This window comes from Alkalibacillus sp. S2W (genome assembly GCF_046764385.1).
In the GTDB taxonomy this organism is placed as follows: Bacteria; Bacillota; Bacilli; order Bacillales; family Alkalibacillaceae; genus Alkalibacillus; species Alkalibacillus almallahensis.
In genome coordinates this window covers 847,935-860,357 of the sequence record NZ_CP177234.1, presented here as the reverse complement: position 1 = coordinate 860,357, position 12,423 = coordinate 847,935, and the positions used below count along the sequence as shown (strand labels likewise).

Here is a 12,423-nt window from a genome sequence, read left to right as displayed (position 1 = left end):
AATCTTTTTATTGGTATGGTCATTCACAAAAAAATAAATGATGATCTAACTCCTGCCACTATATCAATGGTATCCACAGTTATTATTGTAAGGACGTCGAATTATATCAAAGAATTCATAAGTTAAAATTTAAAAGATGCTCTCTTATTAGAGAAAAGCCCCCGGTTTGGTGATACAAGCACCTTTTCAAATTAAAAAAGGACTACTCAATTTGAGCAGTCCTTTCCAATACTTATATATGTTTATCAAATCAAAACCTTGTATCTCTTTATTGTGCTTTGATCTGAGCACTTTATAGTTTTACAAGTGTTCTTCCACGTACTTTTCCTTCTAAAATATTTCCTAATACTTCTGGTAGTTCTTGTAATGATATTTCGTTAACCATATCTTCATTCAAGTTTGTTGGTTTTAAATCACTATTCAGACGATCCCAAACTTCTAATCGCTTATTCATTGGACATTCAACAGAATCAATACCAAGCCAATTGATCCCTCTTGAAATAAAAGGAATAACAGTTGTGGAAACTTCTACCCCACCTGTCAAACCACTTGTAGCTACAGATCCTCCATATTTCAAGGTACTTAGTATATATTGAAGAGTTTTTCCACCTACTGGATCAATAGCCCCAGTCCATTTTTCTTCACGCATCGGGATTTGTTCAGTATCTAAAATTTCATTACGATCAATTATCTGTTTGGCCCCTAATCTTTTTAAATAGGCTTCTTCATTAGATTTTCCTGTACTAGCTACAACATCATAGCCCTTGTTAGCTAACATATTGACGGCAATACTACCGACACCACCCGTAGCACCAGCCACCAAAACAGGTCCCTGACTAGGTTCTAATCCATTGTCTTCAAGTCTTTGAACAGATAATGCTGCGGTAAACCCAGCTGTTCCAAGGATCATAGCTTCTCTTGAAGTCAAACCTTCCGGAAGCGGAACAACCCAATCTGCAGGTACACGAGCTATCTCGCTAAATCCGCCAGAATGCCCTGTTCCTAATTTATAGCTAGTTACGATGACTTCATCACCTTTTTTATACCGATTATCTGTTGAATCAATGATCGTACCAGCTAAATCGATCCCTGGGACTAAAGGATAGGACTCTACAAGCTGACCTTGATAAGCTACTATACCGTCCTTAAAATTTACACTAGAATAAGCTACACGGATGGTTACTTCTCCTTCTGGTAAATCATCCATACTTAATTGTTTAATATCTAATTCCATTTGATCATTCGCTTTATCCAATACTAATGCTTGAAAAGTATTCATTTTTGCATCATATTCCTTCTTATTGTTTAGTGTCATTACATCTTCATTTGTATATGCAAAGTATTATATGATCTATTGAGCGTCAAATAATTTGAAGAGTTATCACCTTCATCTCAAATGGTGGTTTTTGTAATGTACTATCTTTTCAAAAAAATATTCTACTCAAGGAGTCAAGGACGAGATAAGTGAACCGCTTTTAACGAAAGCGCAACAGTTGCCTTCGATCATTGCGATTGATGATTATAAAAGCGATAAGGGTGATGAACGTTTTCAAACGATTGTGATCGTTCCCATCAAGCGAGAGCCGATCGATATTTTGAAGGATCGTCAAAAGGCCACCGTCTATGACTACTTAAAAGATTACGCTGATACCGTTGATGTCGTTGTAATGGATATGAGTCCTTCGTATAAAGCGGCGGTCGATCAAGCGTTGAATCACTCGATTATTGTGGCTGATCGCTTTCATTTTTTACGTTATATTTACTGGGCATTGGATCGTGTTAGAGGTCGCGTTCAAAGCGTTTTTGATGATTATGATCTTAAGAAGTGTAAGCGCATGCGACAAGTCTTCATGAAACAGGCTGACACGTTAAGCGCTAAACAAGAATGGGATCTCCATCACTATTGCGATAAATCATAAATCAGACTTATTGACTGATGCCTACTTGCTTAAAGAATGGTTCAACGATTGGTTTGACAGTACTAAAAAAGTTTAGGGGCAAACACTTAAAATAACATCAAACAAGGCTTGTATCATTTTTATGATACGGTTAAGGCATCAGCGATACCCGAATTTGAGAAAGCGATTGACACGCTCCAAAATTGGCAGAAAGAAATCATGAACAGTTTTGCTTATAACTTACATAATGGTTATATAGAGGGGATTAATAATCAAACCAAGGTCATTAAGCACCAAGCATTTGGGTTTAGGCGATTTGATGGAATGCGGCGAAAAGTATTATTGCATCATCAATATAAAGATATACAAGGACAAATGGCATAAATAGGGAGTGCTCTCAACTGGGCACCCCAACATTTGACTTAGAACCAAAAAATTCTCCAATCTGAATTATCATTCTACACTCCTAAGTATTAAGGTATAAAATGTTCATCCGTTATTTTTGGGAAATTTCAAACCGTTGTTATTTGGGATTTTATCACCGTTGGTGACACAAAAGCATTCTTGACCGTTGAAAAAGAAGTAAACTACTAGTATGTTCAGCTTGCAGAAAAACTTGGGATCCTCTACAAGTTAAATATATTACCATAGTTATATTTTATTGGCAATTTTAAGGAAAAGCTATTTATATACAGTACTATCAGATTTAAATGAATATATTCCTTCCATTTAAGTTAATACCATACTTTACCTGTAACTATAGTATCGTTTATTATTGTATGGAATTATTTGCTAGGTAAATAAAATAATGGGGGAATGCGCTATGAGAAAATTCGTTTTTTCGTTTTTGTTACTATCGATAGTCATATTAATTGGAATTTCAGTGAATGCAGAGGAAAAATCCAGTGATTATGATGAAGAAGAGATTCAACTAATGCAAAGTCAGATGCTAGAATTAGTTGAAGAAGGTAAAGAAGAAAAGATTGGTGAATTAGATTTAGTTCAAAAGTACAAGGAACTATTTGATAATAATCCTCAATTATTTTCAGAGTACCTAAGTAGCTTAGATGTTACTAATGAAGAGAAAGTATCTAAAAAGTTAAAAGAGGCAAATGAAGGTTCTCGAGATGTAACTATTTCTTCAACGGAATCTGGAGTAGTCGATGAAAATATAGTGGTTATGGATGATGGGAGTTTTTTTAAAACAACTTCTGAAATTATAAAGCTTGATAAACCAGAAGATGTAGTGCAACCACTAATTAGAAACTATTTTGGAAGTTATAGAAATGTGCATACAAGTACTTTTTACGCAGCATTATACCCCGACCCTGTTTTCCAACTAAATACTAACTATGAACTTAGTCGAAGTGGTATTGAAATTACAAGCACCTCTAAGTCAGGAACTGGATCAATTTTCCCATATTCGATCAGTCCTGCTAGCACAAGCATTGTTAAGAAAAATGCAACTTCTTCAGGATCATTTGCTAGAGCTAAAGGTGATTATACTCTGAATGGAATCGGTACAAATGGAGTTGCAATAGTAGTACTTAACTACGAACTTAGAACACAGTTAAACCTAGACTATGTTGATGCTCAAAAAGTTGTGTACACTGTTAGACATACAGAATATGATTAAACATAAAAATTAAAATTTCGTATAGACTTATACCCAGAAATAATTTTATTTTCGGAGGAAAATACTTATGAAATTACGAATCCCATTATTTATTATCACCATTGGATTGTTGTCAGGTATTTATCAGAGATTTGGCTGGTTATACTTACACGACGGTGGTTATTTATTGTCATCGATTCAATTTATAGGCTCAATTTTATTGTTTATTATGATTTTTGAGAGGACTAAAATTAGTGAAAAAAAAGTACATTTTATAACTGGTTTTGTATTAATTATATCAGGAGTGTTGCTGGATTATTACCTAAAATAAACGCTGATGGATAACAATTTTTTCGCCTAATATTATGTTTTATGAAATACTTCTATACTATTATATAATCTGGGAATTGACTTTTATTAACCTTTAAACTTCCTATTCTTTCAATAGTTTTTCTTATTATATCTGAAACAATAATTCCAAACTTTTCTAGATGCAATTATACATCAATTTTCGAAATTCTCTTTCATAAAAGACTCCCGCTATTTTGCTAAATTTATCACTAAAGTTATCTCATACCTTTTCTTTTCAAATGATTGAAAGTCTCTTTTTCACTATTATCTAAGTTGATCATTGTGTATAAATAATTTGAATTTTTCCTAATCTAGATGATTACCAACTAAAAGCACCTTAAATGCAATTTCACTCAATCATTTAATATTTTATTAAACTAGTTTATCTCATAATGATGATTAATTCTATCATTTAAAGCGCATTCCAATTTTTAATCACAACATCTTGAATAAATAAAAAAATTGCCCATCCTGCTACACCTAGTCCAAATGACACGGCAAGTGGTAATGATTACTTTAAAGACAAATAGAGAATTAATAGTAAAACTGCGGTTGCTGGGAAACCCCAAAGCACACCTAAGGCAAACTTACCAAGCGTTGTATTCTCTTCTCCTTGTAAGTAGAGCCAAAAAATACTTAACAAACTGACTAACGGTAATGCAGCAATAATGTCTATTTAATATATTCAATTTTTGAAGCAGTTGCTTGTATTGGGCTAGAATCTAGAGCCTCACCTTTATACCAGGTGTTTACTTGATCACCAATGTCTAATTCATTACGACTTTTACCTTCAAAAACGGTATCGTTGGCATATTTTAAATCCACTTTTTTACCATCACCTTGAATTAGAAATGAACCATCATTAATTTCTACAATTTCTCCAGTAACGCCTTCAAGATTCAATGCTTCTTCACCAGATGAACAACCAATAACGATGAATAGGACCACAAAAGCAATAATACTTAGTAAAATTTTATTTTGCATAATATCCTCCTTTGAGAATCATATTTATATTACTGTTCTTATTCTCTACTATCCGGTCAGATTATTGAATATCATTCTTGGGCTCATTTTACCATGAAAAAACAAACATCTTTAATTCCCCATATTTTACTTTGCAATTATAATTACGATTTGCTCTACAAATCAGTCTACAATTTCATATAAAAAAACCAATTAAAGTTCAGATTGTCGTGTAACAAGACTATCATTAAGGCTTTTTGACATTTCTATTTATTGATATACTAATCCTTAATAATGGAAATAATTTCACTTTAATGTAGATCATAACACCCCAATAGAAAGCGGTGATACCACAATGGTGAGCTCCTTTTTAAAAATACTAAGAAAAAACTTAATCACTACCGCTCTAATTGTCACAATCCTTGCTTTGAGTATTTACTCGTACAATATCACAACCGTGAAATCTAACTACGACAATTATACTTCCGAAATCCTATACAATAACACCCTAAAACTCGCTTCAACCATCGCAATTAATGATTATTATTTAAACCGAATATTAGATGAAGAAGAAATCACGCAAAAACAAATCGTGATTTTACAGGAAAACTATCAAGTCATGCACGAGTCTGGGGATACAGTCGTTGATTTGGCTGTTCAATGGTTAGATAGATTAGATAAACAAGAGATGAGTTACAGTTATAATAACAGTCCCTTTCCAACATTTATGGCTTATGAATTCGCCCGCTATATAGAGAATGATTTGAATAAATCGAACACGGATAATGATGTTAGAGAATTAACCCAAGATGAACAATCAAAACTTGAGCTCATGAACGACATTAATAAAGAATGGAAAGAAGCAGTATTTAATCATATCGAAGGATTGGACGCTGATCTTATTGATGAGGAATACCTTAATAACAGAAGTGTCGATACAGACCAAACTTGGACAGGAATAACGACACCTGAATACTCACACTATTATTTAAATAAAATGGTTAAGACAAATGATTGGGTAGATATGGTTGAAGCTATGCAAAAAGCATCGATTGGTTATGAAGCAGAAGTAGTGAATACGTTTTAACGCGATGACAAAGAAGAGTGATACAGTGGACTTCATTTTATTATTGTTAATCTTCTAAAGGAAGGATCTTGCGTATGTTACTGATACACTTGTTCACAACATGAGGTTTCGTTTGTTCAATCACTTTAATATTTCTTGCCTTCCAATCTAAACTTTTAACTTGATCAGTTAACACAACACCTGTTATTGTTTCTTGATCATCTGGAATAGTGACTTCAAACGGATAACCTTTTTGTTGGTTTGTGATTGGACAGACAATAGCAAAACCTGTTTCTTTGTTGAACGTTTCTGGTGATAATACAATGGCTGGTCTTGTCTCAGCTTGTGGATTGAAATTTATATAAATAAGATCATCTTTACTTGGATTTTCCATGTTTATAATAATTCCTTCCCTTGATTACCAAAATCAATTTCATCGTGACGATTAGAGTCATTAATTTGGCTTAACATGTCATCTAATGATAGGTCTTTGTCTACAGGCTCTATGACAATACCAGTTTCAGTAGCTCTAATCGTTACATTTGAACCATTTGTTAGGCCATGTTGATGAGCAATGTCATGAGGTATACGAACCCCTAATCCGTTCCTACACTTTGTGATAGTCTCGATCACTTTAAAATCCCCTTTGTTTTGGTGTTGAATAACATCTTTATAAATACAATACCATATGCTCCTCATCATAATATGTATGATCAACCTTTAATGCTCTTCTATCTATTCCAAATACTTCGAATCCACAAGAAGCGTACATTTTTTTAGCTGGAACATTCGTTGTTACAACTGTTAGATAAATTTGTTCAATACCACCTATGTTTTTTGTTTGTTCAATCACACTTAAAACAAGAGCTTTTCCAATTCCATAACCTCGTTTTTCTGGTTTAATATACATCGCTACAATATTCGCTCTATGACTCAACTTCAATGGTTGCTCCTTTACTAATGTCACAACACCAACAAGTTGTGATTCTTCATAAGCACCAAAAGTAATCGCGCTTGATTTGTTATTAAAACTACTTTTGTATTTTTCTGCATAAACATTCTTTTCCTCTTCATAACTTGATGCAAAAGCGCTCGGGTTATTTTTTAATGCTTCGAGCCTTATAGTCAGGTACTCTTCAGCATCATTTGGATATAATTCTCTTATTTCCATGTTGATCTCTCCTTAAATCACTAAACTTAAAGGTGATTGGATATATTTTTAAAAATTGATCTATTAATCTAACGAACATATTATTTCTACCATAAGTACTAGTAGATGTTGAAATTTGTGAATATCCTTGCCAATAGTTTATCCAAAACCTCTCCTCTACTTCACTAGTTTATTCTTAAACCGAATAATAGCTATTTTAAAGTACTAAATAAGAAGTCCCTGTGACTGTTCGACAATTTTATCAAGTCAAATTCACCTGTTCTCACTAAACTTTTAATGGCACCCGCTTCATTCCAAGCTAAATCATAAAGGTTTTTATCAATAACTCCTTTTGATAAAGCATCCTCAAGCTCGTCGGCATCCTTATCAATGATCTCTCCAGATGGTAATAGAACAAGATCTAAAAACAAATCATCCATCCATGGAATCCCATTTTCTATTCCATTACCTAGGCATATATCAATATACCATTGAACGATCTCGCCATTCACATTAAACATTGTAGTTACAGCATGGTTTTTCTCTAAGGGAAATTGTTGAAGCCACATATAGCCATCATCAACAATTTTCACCTTTTTTTCTCCATAGCTTACCGATAACGGTTCTGTTACTTGTATTGTATTTAATAAAGTTATGTAACCCTTAAATTCTTTAGTATTAAGATAAGACTGTGAATATTTACTTTTAATAATCCTTTTCCACTCTGAACGATTTCCGAACTTTCTTTTTAGCATTATCAACACCCTATCTAAATTTTTCTAAATTATACCATCAGATTGATGATAATGTATCTTTATATATTGGTTTATCACTACAAGTTGTGGTGAACCACATTAACATTAACTACCAGTGAATTGATTATTAATTTTCTCACTTAAAACACATTCCAATTTTTAATCACAACATCTTGAATAAGTAAAAAGATTCCCCACCCTGCTACCCCCAGTCCAAAAGACACAGCAAGTGGTAATGATTGCTTTAAAGACAAATAGAGAATTAATAATAAAACTGCGGTTGCAGGAAAACCCCAAAGTACACCTAAGGCAAATTTACCAAGCGTTGTATTCCCTTCTCCTTGTAAGTAGAGCCAAAAAATGCTTAACAAACTGACTAACGGTAATGCAGCAATAATGCCACCATATACAGGAAACCTTTTTGCAATCTCTGAAACAATACCAATTGCTATAGCAGATACTAATATCTTCATGACGACAAACATTGCTTTGATCTCTCCCCTAAAATTTCAAATGCTTCTGTAATCAATTCCTTCTCTTCAGTGCTTAATGACTTAAAAATATGATTCAATTTCTCCTCGTCTAGACTCGTATTTCTAAACAAAACTTCTTCTCCCTTCTCAGTTAAACAGAGTATCACTTTCCGTTCGTCCGATTGACTCCTGCTTTTCTTCAAAAGGCCTTTATCGATCATTCGTTTAACATGTTCTGAAGCGGTATTCTGTGACACATTAATATAATTTGCTATATCATTAACCCCTACATTAGGCTGTTTTTGCACATGCTGAAGAATACGAATCACTTGGTGCGTTATCTTCTCATCATGTGGATAATGTAGGTGGTAATAAATATTCGTCCAATGTTGGTTCATTTTTTTCACTTCACTTTTCATATAAAACATGATCTGATTAAATATGATGGAAAAATTACGTTTCAAGCTTAAATCTGCGTTCAAATAATTCAGGATAAAACGTAACAAATCCATTATCATCCACGTAAATAATTGATTCAAAGCCGTAACTTGGATACAGGAACTCCCCAATGTTTCCATTACGCTGTAGATAGTATAACTTTGCTCTACTTTAGAGGCTTCTAAACTCGGAACAGATATATACACCATTTCAAAGTCTTCTAAATGCTCCCACACTATTTTATGTATCAACTTATTAAACCTCCGTTCAAAAAATATCAATTAAATGACTATTCAGTTACACTATCACTCTCTCCATGCAGGATTGTTTGTCGATAAAAACTCATCAACTTCATCAATCTCAGTTGTTTTAAAGGAATTTGTCGTTAGAGGGAGAAAAAACTACAATTAATAGTGAAGAGCCATATTTTTGGTAAGATTTAATCATTTACTGTGATAATTTTTACTTTCTAATTAATCTTCTGTTCACTTTTAGGCTGTAAGATAGTCCAATAGAACCTATATTTAATATGGAATAGAAAGGGTGATCACAATGACTAATATCTTAATTATTGACGACGATCCTTATATACTCAATCTTGTAGAGGTGACTTTAAAAGATTCTGGTTTTTTTACCTACAAAGCAATAGATGGTTTTGAAGCATTGGATATTTTTGAACAAACTCCCATAGACCTTGCGATAGTAGATGTGATGATGCCAAAAATGGACGGGTTCACACTGACTCAAAAAATCAAAAATATGTATCATATTCCTGTCATATTACTCACGGCAAAGGGGGAGTTACACGACAAAGAAAAAGGATACATTTCGGGTACAGATGATTATGTCGTCAAACCATTTGAACCAAAAGAACTCGTATTTCGGATTCAAGCAGTTCTAAGAAGATACAACAACCTCAGTAATGATGTGATCCAAATAAATGATGTAAAAATTGATAAAAGAAACTATGAAGTACAAATTGGCAATCAACGTATGATCATGCCTTTAAAGGAATTTGAGTTATTAGCATTATTAGCTTCACGACCTAACCAAGTATTTAATCGAGATTACTTAATTGAAAATATTTGGGGGCTTGAGTTTGAAGGTGACGAAAGAACTGTAAATGTTCATATAAAAAGAATCAGACAAAGGTTAGAAAAGGTTACATCAACCATAGAAATCATAACGGTTCGTGGGGTTGGGTATAAATTAGAGGTGGCTTCATGATGAAATCTTTATATACTAAATTTTTATTTATCACTCTGCTTATCATGATTGCTAGTTCACTTATAGGATTTTTCATTGCGAATAGTTATTACCAAAATAGCTTAAAGCCTGAGAACGATTCAAAGAACATGGAGATTGTCACTGGTATAGCAAATTACGCTGAGACTCAAGATGATCTTAACCAGTTTTTTACACACACTGCTTCAACTGGTTATCAATTGCTAGTCGTGAACCAACAAGGGGACAAAGAATTTTATGGAGGGCAATTTGATGAAAAGAATTTACCAACAAAAGCAATAGAAAAAGTACTCAATGGTGATTCTTATCATGGAATGAGAGATTTTCCTAAAGGCACTTTTGTAACAGGGTTCTTCGCAAACGAATTACAAAACTCTGTAGGAGTACCTTTTCGTCATAATGGTACACAATACGCACTTTTCTTGAGACCCAACATTAAACTTTTATTCAATGAACTCCACATTTTGTTAGGTTGGATGGCTTTAGCTATATTTATACTTAGCTTGATAGCTGTTTTAATTTGGGCAGCTATTCTTATACGTCCTGTGCGTCAATTATCTCATGCAACAAATGAAATAGGCGAAAATGGATTTAATGTTAACCTAGATATTCATAGAAATGATGAGATTGGCCAATTAGCACAAAACTTCAAGGACATGACTTCACGACTCGAAGACTTAGATGAAGTTAGAAAATCATTTGTATCCAATGTTTCACATGATATTCAAACCCCATTATTAAACATTCAAGGATACAGTCGTCTCTTGAAAAATAGTACATTGTCTGATGAAGAGAAAAACTCATATTTAGAAGTGATTCAAGAGGAAACAGAAAGAATGTCCATATTATCTAAACAGTTATTGACATTATCATCACTTGAACCAAACAGTCACACGTATTCTATAAAGGAGATTAATATTTCTGAACAAATACAAAGTCTTCTTCATAAATACTATTGGCTTATAAATGAGAATGAATTGTCCTTGACCTACTCTCTTGAAGATATAACAGTAAAAGGAAACCCTGATCTGTTATATACGGTTTGGGAAAACTTATTGACTAATGCCATCAAATATAATGAACCTGGTGGATCTATTGAAATTAAGGCGGAAAAAACAAACAATCAGTTAGCAATTGAATTTACTGATTCAGGAGTAGGGATTAAGTCAAATGAGCAAAGTCAAATCTTTGACCGTTTCTACCGTGGTGACTCAGCCAGAACTAGGACAAACCAAGGTACAGGATTAGGTTTATCCATAGTTAAAGAAGTTATCGAACTACATGAAGGGAACATCTATATTTATAGTCAATTAGAGAAAGGCACAACATTTAAAATCATCTTTCCACGATTGTAATATTTTATTAACCTTTTGTTCACTTAGCTGATTTATCATAATCAGTAAGTAAAACAAAAGGTTTTTTTGAGAGGGATGATCATAGTGATTTTAGCTTGGAAAGAAATAAAGAACAATAAAGCGAAGTTTTCTATAGTAGGGTCTATTATATTACTTATTAGTTTATTGACATTTATCATATCGGGTTTAGCGAATGGGCTATCTCAGGATAACATGTCTTTGATAAAAAATTTCCCGGATGGAACGTTTTATATGGCCGAGGATTCTAATAATTCCTACGCACAATCGCGTATAGATGAAAAGAAACAGATGCAGTTGTTAGAAAATGGCGGAGACTCTTTCGCATTTTCGCTTCAAATGGGAAATTTAAAGATTGATTCAAATAAACAAAAAAACGTCTCACTCATGACTTATACTGATAACAAGTATTATCAAAATATAGATAATGGAGAGATTGTTCTTGACCATTCATTAAAAAAGGAAGGGATAAAGGCTGGAGACCAGTTATCCTTCCGACAGTCTGAAAACAGTTTTGAAGTCGCCGGTTTTGTAGATGATGCGAGATTTAATCATTCGCCAGTCGTATTAATCAACCAAAACGATTTTAATAACCTGTTTAGAACCCAAGCATTTCAGATCGTCTTTAGTCCTATCTCTAATAAAGACATTGATGGTTTAAATGCATACAGTAATAGTGAATTTTTAAACACTATACCGAGCTACCAAGCAGAGCAAATGACTCTTAATATGATTGTATGGTTTTTAATAATTATTAGTGGCATGTTATTTGCTATATTCTTTTATATGATGAATGTCCAGAAATTGGGGATGTATGGAATTCTTAAAGCCTTAGGTATTCGCACAAATACTCTATATACCATGATATGGACTCAGATGGGGATAATTACAGTAAGTGCACTTATTAGTTCTGCCTTATTGAGCCAAGTGTTTCAATCCATAGCACCTACTTCTATGCCATATAGTTTACCACTAACTTCAACTATACAACTATCAATCTTATTCATTGTCGTAGGATTTATGGGAGCGACTCTATCAGGAATTCAAATTAAAAGAATTGATCCATTACAAGCAATACAACAAGGGGAGGCTTAAC

General features: G+C 33.3%; 14 protein-coding genes and 2 pseudogenes. 7 read left to right on the top strand and 9 right to left on the bottom strand.

Annotation, left to right across the window (positions count from 1 at the left end):
• Positions 1-292: 292 nt before the first annotated feature.
• Complete coding sequence (locus ACKXGF_RS04655; protein ID WP_411955557.1) at positions 293-1,279, bottom strand: acryloyl-CoA reductase; 987 nt, start codon at positions 1,277-1,279, stop codon at positions 293-295.
• Between the two features lie 214 nt (positions 1,280-1,493).
• Between ACKXGF_RS04655 and ACKXGF_RS04650 the strand changes: the two are divergent.
• From ACKXGF_RS04650 to ACKXGF_RS04640, 3 genes and pseudogenes are all read left to right on the top strand, one after another.
• Positions 1,494-2,282 (top strand): annotated as a pseudogene (locus ACKXGF_RS04650) (ISL3 family transposase).
• 439 nt (positions 2,283-2,721) lie between these two features.
• The gene (locus ACKXGF_RS04645) at positions 2,722-3,534 is read left to right on the top strand and encodes a hypothetical protein (RefSeq protein ID WP_411955062.1); all 813 of its coding nucleotides are present in this window, start codon (positions 2,722-2,724) and stop codon (positions 3,532-3,534) included.
• Between the two features lie 67 nt (positions 3,535-3,601).
• Positions 3,602-3,844 (top strand): hypothetical protein, encoded by a 243-nt coding sequence (locus ACKXGF_RS04640; RefSeq protein ID WP_411955061.1) that lies wholly within the window; start codon positions 3,602-3,604, stop codon positions 3,842-3,844.
• A 432-nt stretch (positions 3,845-4,276) separates the two neighbouring features.
• On the opposite strand, the pseudogene ACKXGF_RS04635 reads toward ACKXGF_RS04640, so the two are convergent.
• Together ACKXGF_RS04635 and ACKXGF_RS04630 are read right to left on the bottom strand one after the other, a co-directional pair.
• A pseudogene (locus tag ACKXGF_RS04635) lies at positions 4,277-4,534 on the bottom strand (hypothetical protein); the annotation flags it as partial.
• A 2-nt stretch (positions 4,535-4,536) separates the two neighbouring features.
• Positions 4,537-4,848: a DUF3221 domain-containing protein gene (locus ACKXGF_RS04630; protein ID WP_411955060.1), complete on the bottom strand. Its 312-nt coding sequence runs from the start codon at positions 4,846-4,848 to the stop codon at positions 4,537-4,539.
• A gap of 436 nt (positions 4,849-5,284) precedes the next feature.
• Here ACKXGF_RS04630 and ACKXGF_RS04625 point away from each other — a divergent pair, with 436 nt between their 5' ends.
• Positions 5,285-5,914 carry a hypothetical protein gene (locus ACKXGF_RS04625; RefSeq protein ID WP_411955059.1) on the top strand — a complete coding sequence of 210 codons (630 nt, stop codon included), beginning with the start codon at positions 5,285-5,287 and terminating at the stop codon, positions 5,912-5,914.
• A gap of 46 nt (positions 5,915-5,960) precedes the next feature.
• On the opposite strand, the gene ACKXGF_RS04620 is transcribed toward ACKXGF_RS04625, so the two are convergent.
• The 6 genes from ACKXGF_RS04620 to ACKXGF_RS04595 form a co-directional block, all read right to left on the bottom strand.
• Positions 5,961-6,287 carry a type II toxin-antitoxin system PemK/MazF family toxin gene (locus tag ACKXGF_RS04620; RefSeq protein WP_411955058.1) on the bottom strand — a complete coding sequence of 109 codons (327 nt, stop codon included), beginning with the start codon at positions 6,285-6,287 and terminating at the stop codon, positions 5,961-5,963.
• A gap of 2 nt (positions 6,288-6,289) precedes the next feature.
• A complete protein-coding gene (locus ACKXGF_RS04615) occupies positions 6,290-6,526 on the bottom strand; it encodes an AbrB/MazE/SpoVT family DNA-binding domain-containing protein (RefSeq protein WP_411955057.1) in 237 nt (78 codons plus the stop codon).
• Positions 6,527-6,563: 37 nt separating this feature from the next.
• Positions 6,564-7,064 (bottom strand): N-acetyltransferase family protein, encoded by a 501-nt coding sequence (locus tag ACKXGF_RS04610; RefSeq protein ID WP_411955056.1) that lies wholly within the window; start codon positions 7,062-7,064, stop codon positions 6,564-6,566.
• 191 nt (positions 7,065-7,255) lie between these two features.
• The gene (locus ACKXGF_RS04605; RefSeq protein WP_411955055.1) at positions 7,256-7,798 is read right to left on the bottom strand and encodes a DUF402 domain-containing protein; all 543 of its coding nucleotides are present in this window, start codon (positions 7,796-7,798) and stop codon (positions 7,256-7,258) included.
• A 140-nt stretch (positions 7,799-7,938) separates the two neighbouring features.
• Entirely contained in the window at positions 7,939-8,283 is a 345-nt protein-coding gene (locus ACKXGF_RS04600) for a DUF3147 family protein (protein WP_411955054.1), read from the bottom strand.
• Entirely contained in the window at positions 8,268-8,960 is a 693-nt protein-coding gene (locus ACKXGF_RS04595) for a transcriptional regulator, SarA/Rot family (RefSeq protein WP_411955053.1), read from the bottom strand. The genes ACKXGF_RS04600 and ACKXGF_RS04595 overlap by 16 nt, the downstream gene beginning before the upstream one ends.
• A 301-nt stretch (positions 8,961-9,261) precedes the next feature.
• On the opposite strand from ACKXGF_RS04595, the gene ACKXGF_RS04590 reads away from it, so the two are divergent.
• The 3 genes from ACKXGF_RS04590 to ACKXGF_RS04580 all read left to right on the top strand — a co-directional run bounded on the left by ACKXGF_RS04590 (position 9,262) and on the right by ACKXGF_RS04580 (position 12,422).
• Entirely contained in the window at positions 9,262-9,936 is a 675-nt protein-coding gene (locus ACKXGF_RS04590; protein ID WP_354220007.1) for a response regulator transcription factor, read from the top strand.
• Positions 9,936-11,309, top strand: a complete 1,374-nt coding sequence (locus tag ACKXGF_RS04585) for a sensor histidine kinase (protein WP_411955052.1) — start codon at positions 9,936-9,938, stop codon at positions 11,307-11,309. Before ACKXGF_RS04590 ends, ACKXGF_RS04585 begins: the two co-directional genes overlap by 1 nt.
• 84 nt (positions 11,310-11,393) lie before the next feature.
• Entirely contained in the window at positions 11,394-12,422 is a 1,029-nt protein-coding gene (locus ACKXGF_RS04580) for an ABC transporter permease (protein WP_411955051.1), read from the top strand.
• Position 12,423 lies beyond the last annotated feature (1 nt).